At 65.7% G+C, this 21,613-nt stretch carries 17 protein-coding genes and 1 pseudogene; 6 read left to right on the top strand and 12 right to left on the bottom strand.

Annotated elements, in window-relative coordinates; all coding sequences use genetic code 11:
- Positions 1–21: 21 nt before the first annotated feature.
- The 3 genes from AC10V3_RS23480 to AC10V3_RS23470 all read right to left on the bottom strand — a co-directional run bounded on the left by AC10V3_RS23480 (position 22) and on the right by AC10V3_RS23470 (position 2,999).
- Entirely contained in the window at positions 22–813 is a 792-nt protein-coding gene (locus AC10V3_RS23480) for a GntR family transcriptional regulator (RefSeq protein WP_022537799.1), read from the bottom strand.
- A gap of 86 nt (positions 814–899) precedes the next feature.
- Positions 900–1,892, bottom strand: a complete 993-nt coding sequence (locus AC10V3_RS23475) for an HpcH/HpaI aldolase/citrate lyase family protein (RefSeq protein WP_022537798.1) — start codon at positions 1,890–1,892, stop codon at positions 900–902.
- A gap of 45 nt (positions 1,893–1,937) precedes the next feature.
- Positions 1,938–2,999 (bottom strand): MaoC family dehydratase, encoded by a 1,062-nt coding sequence (locus tag AC10V3_RS23470; protein ID WP_022537797.1) that lies wholly within the window; start codon positions 2,997–2,999, stop codon positions 1,938–1,940.
- 253 nt (positions 3,000–3,252) lie between these two features.
- On the opposite strand from AC10V3_RS23470, the gene AC10V3_RS23465 reads away from it, so the two are divergent.
- From AC10V3_RS23465 to AC10V3_RS23445, 5 genes and pseudogenes are all read left to right on the top strand, one after another.
- On the top strand, positions 3,253–4,419 hold the full coding sequence (locus AC10V3_RS23465) for an acyl-CoA dehydrogenase family protein (RefSeq protein WP_022537796.1): 1,167 nt from the start codon (positions 3,253–3,255) through the stop codon (positions 4,417–4,419).
- Between the two features lie 16 nt (positions 4,420–4,435).
- Positions 4,436–5,812, top strand: coding sequence for an MmgE/PrpD family protein (locus AC10V3_RS23460; protein WP_022537795.1), 1,377 nt, complete (start codon positions 4,436–4,438; stop codon positions 5,810–5,812).
- A gap of 21 nt (positions 5,813–5,833) precedes the next feature.
- Entirely contained in the window at positions 5,834–7,075 is a 1,242-nt protein-coding gene (locus AC10V3_RS23455) for a CaiB/BaiF CoA transferase family protein (protein WP_022537794.1), read from the top strand.
- Between the two features lie 89 nt (positions 7,076–7,164).
- Positions 7,165–8,130: a Bug family tripartite tricarboxylate transporter substrate binding protein gene (locus tag AC10V3_RS23450; protein WP_022537793.1), complete on the top strand. Its 966-nt coding sequence runs from the start codon at positions 7,165–7,167 to the stop codon at positions 8,128–8,130.
- A 90-nt stretch (positions 8,131–8,220) separates the two neighbouring features.
- Positions 8,221–9,078 (top strand): annotated as a pseudogene (locus tag AC10V3_RS23445) (CaiB/BaiF CoA transferase family protein); the annotation flags it as partial.
- Positions 9,079–9,200: 122 nt separating this feature from the next.
- Here AC10V3_RS23445 and AC10V3_RS23440 read toward each other — a convergent pair.
- From AC10V3_RS23440 to AC10V3_RS23420, 5 genes are read right to left on the bottom strand one after another with little or no spacing between them, the layout of a single operon-like run.
- Positions 9,201–10,166 (bottom strand): tripartite tricarboxylate transporter substrate binding protein, encoded by a 966-nt coding sequence (locus AC10V3_RS23440; RefSeq protein ID WP_022537791.1) that lies wholly within the window; start codon positions 10,164–10,166, stop codon positions 9,201–9,203.
- Between the two features lie 32 nt (positions 10,167–10,198).
- Positions 10,199–11,089, bottom strand: a complete 891-nt coding sequence (locus AC10V3_RS23435; RefSeq protein ID WP_022537790.1) for an amidohydrolase family protein — start codon at positions 11,087–11,089, stop codon at positions 10,199–10,201.
- A complete protein-coding gene (locus tag AC10V3_RS23430; RefSeq protein ID WP_022537789.1) occupies positions 11,082–12,278 on the bottom strand; it encodes a CaiB/BaiF CoA transferase family protein in 1,197 nt (398 codons plus the stop codon). Before AC10V3_RS23430 ends, AC10V3_RS23435 begins: the two co-directional genes overlap by 8 nt.
- 24 nt (positions 12,279–12,302) lie before the next feature.
- On the bottom strand, positions 12,303–13,295 hold the full coding sequence (locus AC10V3_RS23425; RefSeq protein WP_022537788.1) for a tripartite tricarboxylate transporter substrate binding protein: 993 nt from the start codon (positions 13,293–13,295) through the stop codon (positions 12,303–12,305).
- 43 nt (positions 13,296–13,338) lie between these two features.
- Positions 13,339–14,217, bottom strand: coding sequence for an HpcH/HpaI aldolase/citrate lyase family protein (locus AC10V3_RS23420; protein WP_490924312.1), 879 nt, complete (start codon positions 14,215–14,217; stop codon positions 13,339–13,341).
- Positions 14,218–14,312: 95 nt separating this feature from the next.
- Between AC10V3_RS23420 and AC10V3_RS23415 the strand changes: the two genes are divergently transcribed.
- Positions 14,313–15,188: a LysR substrate-binding domain-containing protein gene (locus tag AC10V3_RS23415; protein WP_022537786.1), complete on the top strand. Its 876-nt coding sequence runs from the start codon at positions 14,313–14,315 to the stop codon at positions 15,186–15,188.
- Between the two features lie 299 nt (positions 15,189–15,487).
- Here the strand turns inward: AC10V3_RS23415 and AC10V3_RS23410 are convergent, their stop codons facing one another.
- The 4 genes from AC10V3_RS23410 to AC10V3_RS23395 form a co-directional block, all read right to left on the bottom strand.
- Positions 15,488–15,916 carry a TOBE domain-containing protein gene (locus AC10V3_RS23410; RefSeq protein WP_041681943.1) on the bottom strand — a complete coding sequence of 143 codons (429 nt, stop codon included), beginning with the start codon at positions 15,914–15,916 and terminating at the stop codon, positions 15,488–15,490.
- Between the two features lie 46 nt (positions 15,917–15,962).
- Positions 15,963–17,132 (bottom strand): hypothetical protein, encoded by a 1,170-nt coding sequence (locus tag AC10V3_RS23405; RefSeq protein ID WP_022537784.1) that lies wholly within the window; start codon positions 17,130–17,132, stop codon positions 15,963–15,965.
- A gap of 109 nt (positions 17,133–17,241) precedes the next feature.
- Positions 17,242–17,757 carry a hypothetical protein gene (locus AC10V3_RS23400; protein WP_022537783.1) on the bottom strand — a complete coding sequence of 172 codons (516 nt, stop codon included), beginning with the start codon at positions 17,755–17,757 and terminating at the stop codon, positions 17,242–17,244.
- A 204-nt stretch (positions 17,758–17,961) separates the two neighbouring features.
- A complete protein-coding gene (locus tag AC10V3_RS23395) occupies positions 17,962–21,552 on the bottom strand; it encodes an indolepyruvate ferredoxin oxidoreductase family protein (RefSeq protein WP_454752715.1) in 3,591 nt (1,196 codons plus the stop codon).
- Between the last annotated feature and the right edge of the window lie 61 nt (positions 21,553–21,613).

Here is a 21,613-nt window from a genome sequence, read left to right as displayed (position 1 = left end):
CGCGCACGGGGCCGCCGGCGCTTACAGATGCACCCGGCTGCGCTTAAGCTGGAACGCCACGGTCACACGATCGGCGGGGTAGATCGTATCGGTGATTTCAAGGATCCTGCCCATCGCGTCCTTGTAGTGGCGAATCAGCCTCAGGCCGGCGGATCCCGCTTCTGCGCCCAGCACTTGTGCCAGGCGCTCGTCGATCAGCACGCCGTGGATGACCTGCCGGATCTCGGCAATGGCCACGCCGCAATCGCGCTCGATCAGCGTGCTGACAAGCAGCTTCGGATTGCTGCGGATGGTGTCCGTCAGGTGCGCAAGCGAGGCGTCGATGTAGATATCGGCGTGTGCCACCGGCGTGCTGCCCTTGCGGGAATCGACCCGCGTGCCGGAAAAGCGCAGCCATTCGCTGCCGATCGGCGCTTCCAGCAAGCGGGCGTCGGCGCGGTCGAGCGTGACGCTGTGCACCGCTTCGATGCTGCGGATCTCCGTGGCGGCCACCCGCACCAGGTCTTCGGCGGTGCCGAACGACTGGGTGTAGGCAGCGTCCGGGTTGGCGCTCTCGACGATGGTCCCCACCGCCTTCTTGCGCGAGATGTAGCCCCAGTCCTGCAGCAGCCTGAGCGCGGCGCGCACGGTATGCCGGCTGACCCCATGATGCTCGGCCAGTTCATGCTCGGTCGGCAGCAGGCTGCCGACCACGCGGCGGCCCTCGACGATATCCCGCACCAGGGTGCTGGCAAGCTCGGCATAGCGGGTCGGGGCTGTCCCGCCCGGCGCGGCCGGTGCTTCCGTCCGCTTGTCCTTCAGTTGGTTGCGCATTGCGATGAGCTGGCCCCAGGCCGCTCCATGAAAATGGGTGGGCGCATTGTAAGACAAGCGACGGCGGCGCCCAGGCGCCGCGCGGCTCAGGCCGCGAAGAAGCGCTTGTCCGCTTCGGCCGGCAGCGTCATGCCGGTGATCTTCGCCTTCTCCAGCACGCCCCAGAAGTAGCGATAGGTGGCGCGGTCGTGCAGCTCGCCCTTGTACTGGATCGGGCCCCAGTCCGCATCCTGCGCGGCGCACAGGATCCCTGCCGCGTCCTCCACCTCGGTGAAATCGGGACGCATGGCATTGACGATGGGCAGGATCTGCGCGGGATAGATGCTCCACATGCGCAGAAAGCCGAATGCATTGCGCGCGCGCGTGGCATCGCCGCCGATCACCTCGGCGTCCTTCAGGTTCAGGCAGACGTTGTGCGCCGGCACGATGCCGTTGGCCAGCGCCGCGGCCACCATGTCGGCCTTGGCGCGCGCCAGCAGCGCGTGCTCGAACTGGCCGGGGCTGCGCATCGCCGCCGCCGGGATCGCGCCATGGTGGCCGCTGACGAAATCCATCAGGCCGAAGTCCAGCACCTCGATATTGGGCAGTGCCGCGATCTGGAACACATCGCGCAGCGCACCGTGCGTTTCCACCAGAACGTGGACCGGGATGTCGCGGCCAAGGCCCGCCTTGCGCGCGGCATCGCCGATGTAGCCGATCACCTCGGCCACCTGCTGGTGGCTGGTGGCCTTGGGCACGGTGATATAGGCCAGGCGGCTGCCGGCCTCGCCCACGATGATGTCGACATCCTGGCGCCAGGCCGGGTGCGCCGGGTCGTGGATACGTGCGCCGGCACGGCCATGGCGGTTGCGCTCCGACGCGATCATGCGCGCCACCATGGCGGCATGCTCGCGCTCCTGGCCAGCGGCGGCGCCGTCCTCGCAATCGCAGGTCACGTCAAAAACCGGACCGTACTCGACCTGCAGGTCGAAGGCCTTGCCGATCAGCTTCTCGCTGCCGGCGAAATGCTCGCACGCGGCCAGCACGGGGAAGGATTTCTCGCCGGCAAAGAGCGCGTCGCGCGGATGGGTGGTGGTCATGGATAACTCCTGGAAGCGGATGTTGGAATGGGTACGCAGGCTGGATCAGCGGCCGCGGCGTGGCATTGCGATGGTGTAGTCGAGATCGAGCACGACGTTGGCCGGATGCGCCGGCTTGCCGTCGCCCGCCGGCGGGAACACCACCGTGCTGGCGGCAGCGTTCTTGATGCCGATGGTGCGCAGGCGCAGCGCACCGACATGCGCCAGCCCCAGGTCGAGCTTTTCCACCACCTGGGTTGCGCAGGCGATGGTGTCGCCGGCATAGGTGGGGTTGACGTGGCTGCCGCCATTAATCGCCAGCACCGACAGCGCGTTCTCCAGGCCGCCATACGACAGCGCCTTGCACAACGAGATCACGTGCCCGCCGTACACCAGCCGCTGCCCGCCGGCGGCCGCCATGGCAAAGCCGTCGAAGTGCGCGCGTGCGGTGTTCTGGTAAAGCCGCGTGGCGATGCTGTGGTCGCTGTCGTTGACCGTCATCGCGCCGAGGTGGTCGATGCGCTCGCCCGGCGCATAGTCTTCCCACAGGTCCTGCACGCCGGTCACGCTGCAGATCTCGCGCACACGGGCGCTATAGCCGCCGTGATAGAGCCGCGCGGCCGGCACCACCGGCTCGGTCGCCGGCACCACCGCTGCGCCGCAGGCAGCGCCGTGGTCACGCTTGTGCACCATCACCCAACGGATCCACGACAGCACCTCCTGTCCGCGCTGGTTGCTCGCGGTCGAACGCACGTAGACCACGCCACTCTTGCGGTTCGAATTCTCCTTCAGCCCGATCACCTCGCTGTCCACCGACAGGGTGTCGCCGGGATAGACGTGGGCCAGGAAGCGCACGTCGGCGTAGCCGAGATTGGCCACCGCGTTCAGCGAGATATCCGGCACGGTCTTGCCGAATGCGGTGTTGAACACCAGCAGGTCCTCCAGCGGCCGTTGCGCCAAACCAAGCCGCGCCGCACTGGTATCGGCGCTGCCCAGTGCCGTGCGGCTGCCGGTCAGGGCGATGTACAGGCTGCGGTCGCCCTCGGTCAGGGTGCGCGGCGTGGCGTGCCGGATGCGCATGCCTACGCGGAAGTCTTCGAAAAAGTTGCCGCTCCGGTTCTTCTGCATTGCTCCTTCTCTCCTCAGCTGACGGAATATCGCCTTCTTTATGTCCGCACATAGTGAATGGCACGAGAACGTATGTCAACTGCTGCGGCGCCACTTGGCTGCCGAAATTCACGCAAAACCGCGCCGAAACCACCCCCCCGATATGGGGGGTACCGTCGATTTTACTTGCCACCCATCCCCATCAATCTCTTATTATGTACGTACATAAAGGCCAACAACGCGGCATCGAAGAGACTGTCCCAAGGAGCGCAACGTGCAAAAACTGACCGAAGAGCGGCGCATGATCCAGGAAGCCGCAAGGCAATTCACCATGGATCGCGTGCTGCCGCTCGCCAACAAGCTGGACCCCGAGAAAGGCCAGATCCCGCGCGAGCTGATCGACGAAATGGCCGAGATGGGCTATTTCGGCATCCTGATTCCCGAGGAATACGGCGGCCTGGGCCTGGGCGCCTATGAGTACTGCCTGGTGGCCGAGCAGCTGTCGCGCGGCTGGATGAGCGTGGGCAGCATGATCGCGCGCGGCAACGGCCTGATCGGCGCGCTCAAGGGCCTGTCGCCCGAGAAGAAGGCCGACTACCTGCCGCGCATGGCACGCGGCGAATTCCTCGGCGCGTTCTCGCTGTCGGAACCGAACGCCGGCTCCGACGTGGCCAATATCTCGTGCCGCGCCGTGCGCGACGGCGACGACTGGGTCATCACCGGCAGCAAGTACTGGTGCACCTTCGCCGACGAGGCCGACTTCATCCTGGTGGTCTGCCGCACCGACCCCGTGATCGATCCCAAGGCCCGCCATCGCGGCCTGTCCGCCTTCATGCTCGAGAAGCCGCGCGGCCAGCTGCCCGAGGGCGTCCAGGGCAGCCCCATCCCCAAGATCGGCTACTACGGCTGGAGCACCTGGGAGCTGGCCTTCGACGGCTGCCGCGTGCCCGCCGACAAGATGGTCGGCGAAGAAGGCAAAGCCTTCTACCTGGCCACTGCCGGCCTGGAAACCGCCCGCGCCCACACCGCCGCCCGCTCGATCGGACTGGCCCAGGGCAGCCTGGAAGATGCGATCCAGTACTCCCGCGACCGGGCCCAGTTCGGCTCCCCGATCGGCAACTTCCAGGCGATCCGCTTCAAGCTGGCCGACATGGCCACGCAGATCGAAGCCTCGCGCGCCCTGCTCTACGCCGTGTGCGAGCAGATCGACGACGGCCAGCGCTGCTCCACGGAAGCCGCCATGGTCAAGCTGTTCGCCAGCGAGATGTCGGAGCGCGTCACCAGCGAAGGCCTGCAGATCCACGGCGGCGCCGGCTACACCACCCACTTTGCCGCCGAGCGCTACTGGCGCGATGCACGCCTGACCAAGATCTTCGAAGGCACCTCCGAGATCCAGATGCGCATCATCTCGGATGCGATGCTGGGCAAGGTCGAAGCCTGAACGCCGGAGCCCGACCATGCACACATCCCCACGAGTTACGGACCTCGCCGGCGCCGGCATCAGCCGGCAGGCCGCGCGTTTCGCCGTCGACCGCGCGCTGCGCTTGCCTGAGCAGGCGCTCGGCATCGCGCGATTGTCGGTCTATGACTTCTTTGCGGTGGCACTGGCCGGCGCCGGCGAGCCCGTCAGCCAGGCGGTGCGGACCATGGTCCGCGGCGAAGCCGGCACCCCGCAGGCCAGCGCCTTCGGCATGGCCGAACGTGTGCCGGCGCGTGCTGCGGCGCTGCTCAATGGCGCCGCCTCGCATGCGCTGGACTACGACGACACCCACTTCGACTTTGTCGGGCACTCGACCGTCGCAGTACTGCCAGCCGCGCTCGCCGTTGCCGAGCGGCAGCAGGCGGACGGCAAGGCCCTGCTGGAAGCCTTCCTGACCGGCGTCGAGGTGACCTGCCGCGTGGGCGGCTGGCTGGGCCGCCCTCACTACAACGCCGGCTTCCACCAGACCGCCACTTCTGGCGCATTTGGCGCCACTGCGGCAAGCGCACGCCTGCTCGGGCTCGATGCGGTGCAGGCTGGCTACGCACTTGGCCTGGCCGCCACGCGGGCGAGCGGCCTCAAATGCCAGTTCGGCACCATGAGCAAGCCCTTCCATGCCGGCATGGCGGCATCTAGCGGGGTCGAGGCCGCGACGCTGGCCGGGCTCGGCTTTATTTCGCGTCCCGACGCCATCGAGTGCGCCGGCGGCTTTGCCGCCACGCACGGCGTGCGCGAGGGCGGCGTGGCTGCCCCTTTCGACGGGTTGCCGGAAGTTTTCCGCTTTGCCGATGTGCAATACAAGTTCCACGCCTGCTGCCACGGCACCCACCCTGCCCTGGAGGCGCTGCTGGCGCTGCGTGCGGACCACGCCTTGCATGCACAGGACATCGAACAGGTCAGGCTGCGCATCAACCCGCAGTGGCTGCCGGTCTGCTGCATCGAACGGCCGCGCACCGGCCTGGAAGCCAAGTTCAGCCTGTCGCTGACCGCGGCGATGGTACTGGCCGGTATCGACACCGCTGCGCTCGACTCGTTTACCGACGCGCGTTGCGAAGACCCCGTGCTGCTCGACCTCGCCCGCCGCGTGATCATCGAAGCCGATCCGGCGATTGCCGATACGGCCTGCCACGCGCGCGTAGACACGCGCGCCGGCGCCGTCCACACCGCACACGTCGAACTGAGCGACCCGATGCCTTACGCGCGCAAGGCCACCAAGCTCAGGACCAAGGCCGCGGCGCTGGTCGGCTTGGCGCAGGCGGAAGCGCTGTGGGCCTTCGTCGAGGAACTCGATGCGCTGCCGGCTGCCGCGCTGTATCCCCGCATCCACGCTTTCATGGCCGGCGCCGCCGCCTGAGCCGCCCCTTCGGAGTCAAGCATGCAGCAATCACAACCGTCCGCTTCCAAGCCCGCTGGCGCCCTTGCCGGCCTGCGTGTGGTGGACCTCACCCAGATGCTGGCCGGCCCCTTTTGCACGCAGATGCTGGCCGACCACGGGGCCGACGTCATCAAGGTCGAAGCCATGACTGGCGACGGCACGCGCATCACCGGTCCCTTCTGCGCCGACGATACGCTGCGCGACTATGGCGGATATTTCCAGAGCGTCAACCGCAACAAGCAATCCATCGCCGTCGACCTGAAGACCGACGCCGGCCGCGAGATCGTGCGCAAGCTGATCGACGGTGCCGACATCGTGGTGGAGAACTTCCGGGCCGGCGTGATGGAGCGACTGGGGCTGGCCTATGAAGCCCTGCGCGAGACCAATCCGCGCCTGGTCTATGGCACCGTGCGCGGCTTCGGCGATCCGCGCAGCGGCGAGAGCCCCTATGCGCAATGGCCGGCCTATGATGTGGTCTCGCAGGCCATGGGCGGCATGATGGGAATCACCGGACCGGACCGCGACACCCCGACCAAGATCGGTCCCGGCGTCGGCGACACCGTGCCGGCGCTGATGCTGTGCATCGGCATCCTGGCCGCGGTGCATCGCGCGCGCGAGACCGGCGAAGGCCAGTTCGTCGACGTGGCCATGACCGACGCCGTGCTGGCCATGTGCGAGCGCATCGTCTACCAGACCTCCTACACCGGCACCGTGCCTGCGCCGGAAGGCAACCGCCACCCGCTGCTGTGCCCGTTCGGCCTGTTTCGCGCCCGCGATGGCTACGTCTCGATCGCCTGCGCCACCGACGCGTTCTGGATCAAGCTGGCCCACGCCATCGGCCGCCCCGACATGGCCACCGACGAGGACTTCGCCACCAACGCCGCGCGCGTGCGCAACGCACAGCAGGTGATCGACGCGATCGAAGCGTTCAGCACGGCGCGCACCAAGGAGGAGATCGCACAGTGCCTGGGTGGCAAGGTGCCGTTCGGTCCGGTCTACACCTCGACGGAGATCTTCGAGGACCCGCACTACCGCGTGCGCGAAATGCTGGTCGACGTTGAGCAACCGGGCTCGGCCACGCCGGTCAGGATCGCCGGCGTGCCGATCAAGCTCAGTGCCACCCCCGGCGCGGTGCGCCAGCGCGCGCCGATGCTTGGCGAGCACACCGACGCGATCCTGCTGGCTGCGGGGTATGGACAGGAAGAGATCAGGGGCATGCGCGCGGCGGGGGCGATCCGCTAGCACGGGACTGGAAGTACCGACTGGCGCGCCACCGCGCGCGGGTGTGCCGGCTGCAAACGCCGGCGTCATACAGAGAAATAGGAGACAAGATGCATCTACCAAAGCTTGTACTGACCATGCTGTTGTCGGCCGCGGCCGCGCTGCCCGCACTCGCGGAATACCCCACCAAGCCGGTACGCGTGCTGGTCGGCTTCCCTGCCGGGCAGACCACCGACGTCGTCGCGCGCATGCTCGGCCAGCGGCTCACTGCAGCCATGGGGCAGTCGTTCTTCGTCGAGAACAAGCCGGGTGTCGGCGCCGGCCTGGCCGCGGAGATGACCGCGCGCGCCGATGCCGATGGCTACACCATCCTCGCCACGTCGAGCGGGCCGCTGACCGTCAATCCCTGGATCTACCCCAGCCTGAAGTACGACAGCACGCGCGACTTCGAGCCCATTGGCTTTCTCGGGCTGTTCCCGCTGGTGCTGGTCGTCAACGCCCGCTCGCCCTTCAACTCGGTTGAGGACCTGGTCCGCTACGCCCGCCAGCATCCGGGCAAGGTCAACTACGCCTCAGGCGGCAATGGCGTGACCAATCACCTGGCGATGGAGATGTTCCGGCATCGCGCCGGCATCGATCTCACCCACGTTCCGTACAAGGGTGGCGTGGCCGCGCTGACCGATCTCGCCGGCGGCCAGGTCGACGTGATGTTCGAGGTAGCTTCCATCGTCCAGCCGCTGGTCCGGCAAGGCAAGCTCAAGCCGCTGGCGGTCGCCAGCCAGAAGCGCATCCCGACGATGTCGGCAGTGCCGACCATCGGCGATTCTGGCTATCCGGGCTTCCAGGCCGACGCATGGATCGGCGTGGTCGCACCCCGGCGCGTGCCCGCGGCTATCTCGGACAAGCTTGCCACGGAGATCGCCAGGATCGTGGCCACCCCAGACTGGCAGGCGGCTATCAGCAACCTCGGTGCGGTGACTGTGCCAATGAGCCGCAAGGAGTTCGGCAGCTTTATCGCATCCGAACGTACCAAATGGGGCGATGCAGTGAAGCGGGCCAACGTACGCATCGATTGATGGGCACCGCCCGCCCGCCTCCGCACGCCGGACGCGGGCCAGAGAATGACTATTCAATGGGAGACACCACATAAAAATCAGGTCGCTACTGCGGCCAATCCGCGCTTGACGGTGTTGCGCCTGACCGGCTTCGGGCAGACCGGCCCCTATGCAGGAAGACCCGGCTTTGCGCGCATCTTCGAGGCCATGAGCGGCTTCACCAATCTCTGCGGCGAGCAAGGCGGCAGCCCGATGCATATGAACTACCCGGTCGGCGATATGGTGGCGGGTATGTTCGGCGCATTCGCCATCGCGGCGGCTGTTGCGGACAGCCGTCGCGCACCAGGCCAGCGCGGGCGGGAGATCGACCTGTCGGCCACCGAGGCGCTGCTGCGCATCCTCGAGCCGTTGCCGGTGGAATATGAGCAACTTGGACAGGCACGCGAGCGCGCCGGCAACCTCACCACCTATGCGGCGCCTTCCAATATGTACCGGACCGGGGACAGCGTCTGGCTCACCGTGGTGGCCTCGCCCGATGTCACCTTCCGGCGCCTGGCCGATGCGATCGGCAGGCCGGAGATGGCGACATCTTCCGACTACTGCGACAACGCCAGCCGCATCCGCAACCTTCGCGTGCTCGACGGCATGATCGCCGCCTGGTTCGCATCGCGCTCCTACGCCGAGGCAGCGGCCGCCCTCGAACGCTGCGACGTGCCGTTCAGCAAGATCTTCAGCATCGCCGACGTCATCGAAGACCCGCACCTCAAGGCACGCGAGGCCATTGTCCGCCTGCCCGACGCGGATCTCGGCACGATCCCGGCACCTTGCGTGGTGCCGCGCTTCTCAGGACACGCGCCGCTGCCGGTACGCACCGGACCCGCAATCGGCGAGCACAACGAAATCTTGTTCCGCAAGCTCGGCCTCACCCCGGAGCAGCTGCAGGGACTCAAGGCTGCGGGCATCATCTGACGCTTGCTTGCGCAGAGAAAACGAGAAAGGCGGGCAAGTCGGCTTGCCCGCCTTTCTCGTCAGCGTCCCCACTCTCAACGCGAGCGTCAAAAAGAGAGGCGGCTGCCATGGCAGAGCCGTTGTTATTCAACGCGGATGCCACGTGCCTGGACCAGGGCATGCCAGCGCGCCGACTCGGTCTGCAGGAAGCCCTTGAACGCCTGCGGCGTGTTGCCCACCGGATCGAGTCCGGCTTGCTGCAGCCTGGCGCGCACCCCCGGATCGGCCACCGCCTTCTGTACGGCACTGGCAATTGCCTGCACGCGATCCGGTGCGGTGCCCTTGGGCAGGAACACGCCGTTCCACTCAAGCACTTCATAGTCCGGCATGCCGCTCTCGGCCAAGGTCGGCGTATTGGGCAAGGCCTTCATGCGCGTTCTGGAGGTCACCGCCAGCGCACGCAGCTTGCCACCGGCCACGTATTGCAGCGTCGACGCAGTATTGCCGAAATAGGACGCGACCTGCCCGCCCATCACATCGGTCAGCGCCGGCGCGCCGCCCTTGTACGGAACATGCAGCAATTCGATTTTGGCCTGCTCATTGAACATCTCCGCAGCGAGGTGCGAGCCCGTGCCAGCGCCGGCGGAGGCATAGGTCAGCTTGCCGGGCGACTTCTTTGCCGAGGCGATGAAGTCGGCAACGGTCTTGTAAGGCGCGTTCGCCGCAACCACCAGGATCTGCGGCGCGGTCGCCACCAGCGAGATCGGAATGAAATCGCCTGTCGGATCGAACGGCAGCTTGCGCAGCGCGCCGTTGACCGCAAACGCCGAGGCGTCGTACAGCACCGTATAGCCATCCGGGGTAGCCTTGGCCACGACGTCGGCGCCGATGACGCCGCCAGCGCCCGGCTTGTTGTCGATGACGACAGTCTGCCCGAGGATCTCTCCCATCTTCTGGGCCACGACGCGCGCCGTGTTATCGGCACCACCACCCGCCGAATAGGGCACCACCATGCGGATCGGCTTGTCGGGGAACGCGAAGGCGCCGAGCGGCACCGCCGCAGCCAGAATCGCCAGGCCTTTGCCAAGGCGGTGCAGGATCGTTTTCATGTTGTCTCCGATTTTTTATTGGTTCGGGCCGGCTATACAGTCTCGAATCCGTACAGTAGGGCGGGGTTGTCCACCAGGATGCGCCGCCGGAGCGCCTCAGTGCCGGTCCAGTGGGCCAGCAGGTCGTACAGCAAGGCATCGTCCGGCTTGAAGCGGGTCTCCGTGGAGTGGGGCCAGTCACTGCCCCACACCAGCCGTTCCGGCGCGGTGCGCACCCATGCCATCGCCACGGGGTCGATGTCCGCATAGCGCCCGGCGGCGCCGACGACGGAATCCAGATACGCGCCGGACAGCTTCAGCCACGCATTGCCACGCGCCAGCAGGTTGGATACGAGTGAGAACGCAGGGTGCGCGGTACCGCCGGGCAGCGGCAGGCGGGCCAGATGGTCGAATACCAGCGGCGTGCGCAGGCGTGCAAGCAGGTCGCGGCGGGCGACGATCTGGTCTGCGGTCCAGTGCAATTGCAGATGCCAGCCCAGCCCGGCAACACGATTGGCAAGTTCTTCCACCATCCCGAAGCTCACCACCGCATGGGCCTCGGTGTAGAGGGAGAACCGGATGCCACGGATACCGCCCGCATGCAAGGCGTGCAGGGTCTCGTCTGTCACATCCGGCCACACCACGGCAACGCCGCGCGCATTGCCGATACCCAACTGCTGGATCGCATCGAGCGTGGCGCTGTTGTCTGTGCCATAACAGCGAGGCTGCACGATGACCGCGCGGCTCGTGCCAAGCAGCGCTTGCACGCCACGGTAGTCTTCCACGGTTGCATTTGCCACCACTGGCGCAATCGCCGCGAAGCGCGGGTCATAGATGTGCAAGTGAGCATCGCAGGCGTTGGCGAGCGCTGCGCTGTGTGGCGCGCAGCTTGCCGAACTGTTCGACACCGGCGGGATCGGGCCGCCGTAGCGCGGGTCAGGCATGCCGTGCCAGCCTGTCCGCTGCTTCACGGACCCTGTCCCCATGCTGATCGAGCGCCGGGGCGGCGAACGGCTCCGGACCGGGCGTGCGCCCGAACTTCACGGCGCGCGTGAAGCCGCGATAACGGCCAACCACGGGGTGATCGAACGTTGCCAGCATCTCTTCCGCGGCGACCTGGGGAAAATCGAACATGTCCTCCACCGAGCGCGCGGCCGCGCACGGCACCTCCTCGCCGAATATGATCTCCCATTCCAGGGCCGATCGCTCCTGCAATGCCGCGTGCAGGCGGGGCACGATTTCCCCATGATGCTCGGCGCGCTTGCGCACGCTGTCGTAGCGATCGGTCGACAGCAGATCGGCCAGGCCGGTCTTCTCGCACAGCGCCCGCCAGAAATGCGGGGTATTTGCCGAGATATAGATGTAGCCGTCCCTGGTCGGATGAATGCCGGTAATCCCGCCCGAGCGCATGTCGCGCCCAATCTCCCTGGGCTCCGATTCGGCCCAGACCATCCGGGCCGATTGCATGGTCAGCGCCGCGCGCAGCAGCGACACGCCCACATACTGCCCTGCCCCGCTCTTCTCCCGCTCGTAGAGCGCCGAAGATACCGCACCTGCGACCAGGGCCGAGGCATAGTAGTCAACCACGGAGCCGTACAGGATCTCCGGCGGCCCCCCGTGCTTGCCCTGCAGCGTGCACATGCCGGTCATGGTCTGCAGCACCTGGTCGTAACCGGCCTTGTCCTTCAGCGGGCCCGTCTCGCCGTAGCCTGTGACGGCGCAGTAGATCAGGCGCGGGTTGACGGCAATGAGCTGCTCGTAGCCAATGCCGAGCCGGCCCGGCACGCTGGGGCGGAAGTTATGCACCAGCACGTCCGCATTGCGCACCAACGCCAGCAGCCGCTCCAGATCGGCCGGGTTCTTCAGGTCGAGCACGACGCCCAGCTTGCTTCTGTTGACGCCGAGGAAGGCCCGGCTTTCGGCTGCCAGTGTCGAGGGATACTTGCGCAGGTTGTCGCCCACGGGCGGCTCGACCTTGATGACGTCCGCGCCCTGGTCGGCGAGCAGTGAGCAGCCGTACGGCCCCGCGATATAGGCGCTCAGGTCGAGCACGCGTACGCCGCTCAGTGGACCTGGCTGTCCCGCCCGGTTTGAGCCGAAGACATCTTCCCCGGCAGTGGTGTTGGTTTGCATACAGCCTCCGAATCAGCTAGGGGTTCAATCCGCGACAATGTTCTGCTGCTTGGCCAGCGCCTTCCACCGGACCACATCGGCCGCAATCGTCTCGGCGAACTGTTGGGGAGTGACGGGCTTCGCCTCGGCCCCTTCCCTGAGGATGGCCGCCTTGACGGCGGGCGTCGCCAGCGCCTGGTTCACCGCCGCATTGAGCCGCGTGATGACCGCCGGCGGCGTGCCTGCAGGCGCGAGAAAGCCCCACCAGAGTTCAAACTCGTAGCCAGGGACCGCGCTCGCCATCGGCACCAGGTCCGGCGCGACAGGGCTTGGCTTCAGGCTGGTGATACCCACGGCCCGCACCTTGCCGGCCCGGACCATCGGCAGCAGCGAGGGACCGCTCGAGATCAGCACCTGGGTCTGGTTGCCGATCAGGTCGGTGATGGCGGGGCCCATGCCACGGTAGGGTACGTGCGTAATGGCCAGCTTGCCGGCCTTGGCCTTGAGCAGTTCGGTGCCGAACTGGTTGACGCTGCCGGGGCCGGAAGACGCGTAGTTGAACTTGCCCGGGTTGGCGCGGATCGCGCCGATCAGTTCCTGCGGCGTCTTGGCAGGAAAGTCGTTGCTGACCGCCACGATGAACGGCCCCTTGGCAACCATCGCCACCGGCGCAAAGCTCTTGACCGCATCGTATGGCAGCTTGCTCTGCACCGCCGCATTGGTCGTCATGCTCGACGAGACCGCGACCAGGGTATAGCCGTCCGGCGCTGACTTGGCCGCCATGCCGGTTCCCGTGTTGCCACTCGCTCCGGGGCGGTTGTCGATGATTACCGGCTGCTTCAGTTCCTCGCCGAGTTCCTTCGCCACGATGCGGGCGAAGATGTCGTTCGAGCCACCAGGCGGATACGGCACGATGATCGTGATGGGCTTGGACGGATAGGGGTTCTCGGCGGCAGCAGCGGCCGATACCGCCAGAGCGCCGAACGCGGCGATCAGCCCGAAGCATGCGGCGGCACGACGCGATTGTGAGGTCGTCATGGTCTGTCTCCTGTATGGTTTTATGTGGGTCTGTGATGTGGGGTCAGGCGGCGATCAGTCCGAGCCGCCTGGCGATCCCGACAGTGGCCTGTGCACGCCGGACGAAGGGAGCGTCGATCATCTTTCCATCCACGACGTAGGCTCCGACGCCGTCGGCCTGCGCCAGGGCGGCAGCCGCGACGACCCGCAGCGCGTGCGCGATCTCCTCGTCGGACGGGCGATAGACATCGTTTGCCAGCGCGATCTGGCTTGGGTGGATGCAGCTCTTGCCCAGGAAGCCCATCTGCCTGGACATCTCCGCCTCGGCGCGGAAGCCTTCGGTATCGCGAATGTTGGCGAACACCGTGTCATAGGCGTAGACGTTGGCTTCGGCAGCCGCCATCCGCACGGCGAACATGGCTGATGCGATGGCTGCCGTGCTGCGCCGATGAATGCCGGCTGGCTCGAACAGGTCGCCCAGCCCAAGCTGCAGGCCTGCCACGCGGGGATGTGCGCCCGCCAGCTCGGCGGCGCAACGCAGCGCCTTTGGCGACTCGATGTTCAGCAGCAACTGGACCTTCGCATCCCCGTCGGTGAAGCCGTTGGCCCGCTCCGCCTGTTCGATCGCCGCCGCCACGCGGCGGACCTCGTCGACGCTCTCCGGCTTTGGCAGGTTGACCAGGTGCAGGCCCGGCACCACCACTGCGGCCAGGTCGGCCTCGCAATGCCCGGTGTCGAGGCCATTGACGCGAACGATCAGGGTCTTTGCCGTCGAGCGAGTCTCTGGGGAACGCAGCAGTTGTGACAGCAGATCACGGGCTTCGGCCTTCTTCTCTTCGGCAACCGCATCCTCCATGTCGAAGGACAGCGCATCCGCGTCGCTCGCGAGCGCCTTGGCGAAAAACTCGGGTCGTGAACCGGGGACGAATAGCTTGCTTCTCATGGCCAACACCGTATCTCGTGGGGGTGAAATCCAGTGTGGCTTAACCATAAGAGAAGATAAACTATACTTTCCTACCTTCGCACAATAGAAATTCTATGGAGACGAGCTATCTCAAGGCTTTCAGCCTGGTCGTGGAAACCGGGACGCTGGCCGAAGCCGCGAGGCGGCTCAATGTGACGCCGGCGGCGGTCTCTCAACAGATCCAGGTGCTGGAGCGCGAACTTGGCACTGAGTTGCTGGCACGAGCCGGCCGTACCGTAGCGCCCACAGAGTCTGGGCGCCGCCTTGCTGCGCGCTGTGTCTCGCTGCTCAGGGAAGTCGACGAGCTAAGGGGGTGGGTGAACCAGGCGGACGAGGTGCGCGAGCTTCGCATCGGCACCATCAATACGGCGCTCCACAGTCTCCTGCCGGACGCGCTCGCGCGTTTTGCCGCCAGGCATCCGGGCGTGTCCGTCCACATCAGGTCTGCCATGTCCAGCGAGCTATATGACGCTGTCAAGCAATCGGAGCTTGACGCCGCCGTCTGCCTGCACCCTCCCTTCTCCATCCCCAAAGCCTTTGCCTGGGAACTGCTGCGCAAGGAACCGCTCGTCGTGCTTGCAGCGCAGCGGGACAGGGAAGCGGATCCGCATGAACTGCTGCGCACCAGGCCGCTGATCCGCTATGACCGCAGCCTCGGGGGAGGCAAGCAGGCCAACGATTACCTGCGCAAGGCCGGGATCACGCCATCGCAAGAGCGCTTTGAGCTGAGCTCCCTCCTCGCCATCGCCATGATGGTGGATCGCGGCCTGGGGGTGTCGCTGGTCCCGGACATCGCGTCGCCGCTGACTTCCGGCCTGCGTATTGCGAAGCTTCATCTACCGTCGGAACCGGAGCCGCGCCGGTTCGGCTTGCTGTGGCGAAGGACGTCGCACAGCGCCGGCTTGATCAGATCCTTCCTTGAGGAGGCTCGCCTCGCGGCGAAAGCGTAGTTGCACGTGTGCGGAATACGGGACTGTGTGGTTTTCCAGTGCCAACGCCACTCGGTGGAACAACAGACAACCCGATATCGTCGCGTATGCGATGAACGGTACGCCGCTGACAACGGACGGCTTCGCCCGACTTGTGATTCCCAACGACGGAAAGGCGGGGCCCACGTGTCCAACCTGGTATCGCTCGAGGTGGTATCCGCCGCGCCGACCGGCGGCGGCGCGCCTCAGCGCTTCGCGAAGGGCAAGATGGACACTAGCCGCATTGCTGAAGCTGCTGGCCTGACATCGGCCAGGACTGGTCAGCCATCCACGCCCACGACCACGCTCGACGCCTTGAAGACCGCCGCCGCCGGCTTGCCAACGGCCAGCCCGAGCCGGTCGGCGCTGCTCTTGGTGATGATGGCCGAAATCGCCAGGCCGGAATCGTCGGTAATGGTGACATCCGTATTGACGGCGCCCTTCTTGAGGTCGGTCACTTTTCCGCTGATCGCGTTGCGCGCCGACACCTTGCTGACATCGACATCCACCATCACGATCACCGAGGTCGCCTTGACCATGGCAAACGCCTTCTTGCCCTGGGTCAGCCCAAGGCGCGCTGCGCTTTCGCTGGTCACCGTGGCAACGATCGCCTGCCCACCGGCCAGACTTAGCGTGACCTCGTCGTTGACCGCGCCATGCTTGGCCTCGGAGACTTCACCCGAAAACTGATTGCGTGCACTGGTAATCACTTCGCTCTCCATTTTGGTTGTTTGAGCTGCTCGCGGGCGTTCCTTGTCATTCTGTGGCTTCCATCTCCAGGGCGCTGCCTTTCTTGACGTTATCGTCAGAGAAATTGTAGAGGTGCGTGTTGTCCGCAGTTTCCCCGATCCTTGTACCGCTTGGCCGGAACATCAGGCGGCGACGAAAATTCTCGCTGTCCGACCTGGCGCTCTGCAGGGCAAGTTCGGCCGCCTCCGTGTAGGTCGTTGGGCGCTTGTCCTTCTCAATCTCAAGCAGCATTGTCTGCTCGTTCACCCGCACGCTGTATTTGCCCAGGTTGTAGAGGAGATACATGGCGAAGAGGTTGTCGAAGTCCTCGTAGGCGCCCGCTTCCCGGCGGAAGTCGCGGGACAAGACCGAGGGGAAGCGATTGGGCAAGTCCTTGAAGGCCACCTTTTCATCCTCATGAGGATCCACATAGGCCGAGCCCCCGTATTTCTTGTACAGCACCACGTCCATGCCGTAGCCGCGCCCGCCCCATTCCTTGATGAGCTTCATCGCCATCTCGGTAGGAATATTGGCCGTGGCGGCTGCGACCACCCGCCGTCCGGACAGAAACCTCGCGCTGGCGACCTCCAGCTCCTTGTAGCCAGCGCCAAACTTGAATGCGGCCCCGATGGTCTTGGCGCAGTTGAGGCGCAAGTAGTCATACTTGATTTCGCCGCTGTGGTACTCGGTATTCCTGGCCTGCCGGTGATAGTCGTCATTGATGCGTCTGAAGTAAGCCTCCAGGGCCTCCTTGTCACTGGCCGGTACGCCGTAGACGCGCACGCCGATTACCGAACGCTTGTAGATCTCGCCGAAATCGAGGCCAAACGAGGCCGTCTCCGCGACCGAGGAGATCGTCTTGAACAAATACTCTTTCTTCGGGATGCCAACCATCAGATCCGTGGTGTAGAAGCCGCTCTCGTGCTTACGTTTGCGGTCGGCATAATAGTTGGCCGAATAGACCAGATCGTCGCCAGGCACGCCGTCTCGGATAGCCAGAGCGAGATGCCCGGCCGACCCGCCCTTGGAAGTGCCGAAACTGATCAGCAACTCCAGATCATAGGGATCCTCGCGAAGGAGATCGGAAATCTGGTCGACGTTGGCGGGCTCGGCGCCGCCCTTGCTGCCAAAGTCGGCAGCGACCGCCAGCTTTGACAACAGAACGGCTATCACTACGAACCAGGTCGCTGGCCTCATTCTCATTGCTCCTTGCGCGCCCCCCCGCCCGCGCCGCACAACGCGACTGCCGCAACCGGCCACTTGGCCGCCGTCACGTTGCTCAACCGGGCAGCGGGACCGGCAGCGCCTACTTGCTGTCGCGCGTGTCGCCGCCGAGCGGGTCGACGATGATCATGGTGCGATCCAGCACGCCGCGATCGTCAAAGTAGGCGCTGAAGTGCGCCGGCTGGTAGGCGCCCGCGTAGAGCCGATAGGACCAGGCCTCGCGTTTCATCAAGGGGTAGTACTGGATGGGCTCCCGCGGGCGGCCGAAGCGCTCGGCAACGTCCTGCTTGGTCCAGACGCCAGGACGGGCCTCGTAGATCTCCTTCTCGGTCAGCATCTGGCGGAAATTGGTCAGCTTGCCGCTTGCGTCAAAGTCCGCCGCGTAAACCTCGAAGCCGAGCGGCTGCTTCGAGTAGATCCACCGGCTGGTGCCGTTGGCTAACTGGTATGTCTCAGTGGGCGCGCCGAAGGTATCGCGTACGGCGCTCTGGGGGCTGCCGAACATCTTCCGGGCGGTCTCCACAGGCTGGAGGGTGGCACAGGCGCACAGCAGAGTCGCCGCAACGGCGGCCAGCCAGGCGGACAGGCGATGGCGCATGATCGATCTCCGGTAGGGGCGGCGGGCGAAACCAATTCAGCATAGTGCACGCCACGCCAGGCAGGCGCTCCTGCCCTGCTTGGTAAACACGCAGGCCAGGCCGAATATTCCAGCCAGAAAGCATCCAGCATCAAAAATTGCCGACGTTCCCGGCGCATGTGCTCGGATGGATCCTTCCAGCACTATCCGCCGACACCCCACCATTCACGCCATCTGCACCGCTTGCGCGTTGTCGCTTGCCGCCACGCGGCCGGTTCGATACCGATCCAGCAGTTCGGAGCGCCTCATCGCCGTCTTCCGCATGGACGCTTCCTTGACGTGTCCAAAGCCACGGATATCGTCAGGGAGGCCCGCGAGCTGGATGGCGGTGTCCAGCCGGTCTGCGGTCAGCGTGCGCGCGAACTCTTCAATCAGCGCCAGGTACTCGTCCACCAGCCTGCGTTCCGCGCGACGCTCCTCCGTCCTGCCAAACGGGTCGAGCTTCGTTCCGCGCAGCCACTTCATCCGCGCGAGCAGTCTGAACACGGTCATGGTCGACGGGCCAAAGCGCTTTTTTCGTGGCTGCCCCTGGGCGCTCTTGCTCAATGCCGGCGGCGCCAGCCAGAAGCTGAGCTGATAGTCACGGCCGGGCTCGCCTTCGAACTGCGCACGCAGCTTGTCCTTGAATGCAGGATCGGCGTACAGGCGAGCCACTTCGTACTCGTCCTTGTAGGCCATCAGCTTGGCCAGGTTCCGCGCTACCGCCTCGGTCAGCGGGCGCTTGCGGCCGCTTGCAAGCCGGTCTTCGGTCTCGCGAATCCGGTCGACCGCGTTGCGGTACATCCTTGCGTAGGCAGCGTCCTGGTAGTCGGTCAAAAGGCTTTCCCGGCGGCGAACCAGCGCGTCCAGCGTTTCGGGAATGGCGACCACCTTCTGTCGGGCGCCGGCGCCAACCTGCGCCCGTACCTGCGCTTCGCCCAGATGCGCGAGCATCCGCCCCCAGGTGAAGGCCTGCTTGTTCTTGTCGACAGACACGCCGTTCAGCTCGATCGCCCGCATCAGGCTCTCCAGCACCAGCGGTACCCATCCTTGCTGCCAGGCAAACCCCAGCAGCAGCGGGTTGGAGTAAATGGCATCGCCAAGCAGCGTCAGGGCCCAGTCGTTAGCGTCCAGGAACTTGCAGGCATCCCCGACGCTGCCCCTGATATCCTGCTCCGCGGAGGTCCCGGGGAAGGTCCATTTCGGGTTGGACAGAAACTCGGCAGTTGGCGTGCGCGCGCTGTTGATGGCAGCACTGGTGCGGCCATGCTGGACCTTGGACAGGACTTCCGCGGATGCCGACACGATCGCGTCGCAACCGATCACCAGCCTTGCCTCGCCCGTGGCGATGCGCGTGGCATGCAAGGCGTCCGGCGTGCGGGCGATCTGGACATGACTGAGCACGGCGCCACCCTTCTGGGCCAGGCCTGCCATGTCAAGCACGGTCACGCCCTTGCGTTCCAGGTGAGCGGCCATCCCAAGCAGCCCGCCAATCGTAACCACGCCAGTGCCCCCGACACCCGTCACCAGGATCCCGTAAGCACCATTGACCTCCGGGATCTGCGGCAGCGGGAGCTCACCGCCCGCGCCGGCGCTTTCCTTGCCGAGCGTGCCGGGCTTGCGAAGCTGCGCCCCTTCTGCCGTCACGAAGCTTGGGCAGAAGCCGTTCACGCAGGAGAAATCCTTGTTGCACGACGACTGGTTGATGGCGCGCTTCGTGCCCAGCGGGGTTTCCAGAGGCTCGACCGACAGGCAGTTCGACTTGACCGAGCAGTCGCCACACCCTTCGCAAACGGCATCGTTGATAAACGCCCGCCGTGCGGGATCCGGGTACTTGCCCTGCTTCCTCCGACGGCGCTTTTCGGTGGCGCAGGTCTGGTCGTAGATCAGGATGGTGACGCCCTCGACCTCCCGCAGCCGGCGCTGTACCGCATCCAGGTCGTCGCGATGGAATACCTTGACGTCCGACGGCAGCATCTCGCCATTGCCATACTTCTCCGGCTCGTCGGTCACGACAACGATCTCCCGAACCGATTCCGCCCTGACCTGGTGGGCAATCTGCGGCACCGTCAGGACACCGTCGACAGGCTGCCCGCCGGTCATCGCGACCGCGTCGTTGAACAGGATCTTGTAGGTGATGGTGGCGCTGGCCGCCACGGCGGCGCGGATGGCCAGCAGGCCGGAATGGAAGTAGGTCCCGTCACCCAGGTTGACGAAAACATGCTTCTCCCGGGTGAAATGCATCTGGCCGACCCAGGCCACGCCCTCCCCGCCCATCTGGCTGAAGGTGTCGGTATTCCGGTCCATCCACATCGCCATGTAGTGACAGCCGATGCCGGCCATCGCACGCGAGCCTTCCGGCACGCGCGTGGAAGTATTGTGCGGACAGCCGGAGCAGAACCACGGCTTGCGCTCTACCGCCAGCCGGGGCCGGGACGCTTCCCGCTCCTTGGCCTGGATGATGGCGATGCGCGAGACGATCCGGCTACGCACTTCTGCCGGCATCTCGAATCCATCCAGGCGCCTCGCAATGGCCTTGGCGATCAGGGCCGGCGACAGCTCATAGTGCGCGGGCAACAGCCACTGGCCTTGCGGCACCGACCATTCCCCACCCTGGTTGTCCCGCTCGTCGAACTTGCCGAAGATCTTGGGGCGCACGTCCTCGCGCCAGTTGTACAGTTCCTCCTTGAGGGCGTACTCGAGAATCTGGCGCTTTTCCTCGACAACCAGGATCTCGTCCAGCCCGGTCGCAAACTCGCGCGCATCCTGGGCATCGAGCGGCCAGACGCAGCCGACCTTGAACAGCCTGATGCCAAGCTGGCGGCAGGTGTCGTCGTCCAGGCCGAGGTCGAGCAATGCCTGGCGGACGTCGAGATACGCCTTGCCTGCCGCCATGATGCCGAACCGGGGCTGGTCCGGGTCCAGCACGATCTGGTTCAGCTTGTTCGCACGGATATAGGCCAGCGCCGCGTACAGCTTGTGGTCCAGCAGCCTGGCTTCCTGTGCCAGCGGGGAATCCGGCCAGCGGATGTTCAGGCCCTCCGCCGGCATGGAGAAATCGGTCGGCCGTACCACCTGGACACGGTCGGGGTCGATCTCGACCGAGGAAGTCGATTCGACGATGTCGGTCACGCATTTCATCGCCACCCACAGGCCGGAGTAGCGGCTCATCGCCCAGCCGTGCAGGCCATAGTCCAGATACTCCTGCACGGTGGAAGGATAGAGAACGGGAATGCCTGCCGACAGCAGCACGTGCTCGGACTGGTGCGCAACCGACGACGACTTCGCGGCATGGTCGTCTCCCGCGAGCACGAGGACGCCGCCGTGCTGCGCCGAGCCAGCGGCGTTGGCGTGCTTCAGCACGTCCATCGACCGGTCCACACCCGGCCCCTTGCCGTACCACATCGAAAAGACGCCGTCGCGGGTGGCGTCGGGAAACAGGTTCAGCTGCTGCGTGCCCCAGACCGCGGTGGCAGCCAGGTCTTCATTGATGCCCGGCTGGAACACCACGTCGCTGCCGGCAAGATGCTGCCTGGCCTTCCATAGCGCCATGTCGAGCGCGCCCAGCGGGGACCCGCGATAGCCTGAGATATAGCCGGCAGTATTGAGCCCCGCCGCGCGATCGCGTTCCTTCTGCAGCAGCGGCAAGCGCACCAGCGCCTGGGTTCCGCTGAGGTACACGCGGCCCTTGGGCAGCGTGTATTTGTCGTCCAGGCTTGCCTCAGCGAGGGTGTCGACCAACGCCTGCTTGGATTGGGGGGAAAGAGGACTGTTCACAGACGTGGTCTCCGGGGTCACAAGCTGCTTTTATGGATATGTCGTGCCAGTGTAGAAAGCG

This window comes from Cupriavidus sp. PB-02 (assembly GCF_058252315.1).
Note: the sequence above shows the minus strand (reverse complement) of the source record. Positions and strands in the feature narration are given on the sequence as shown.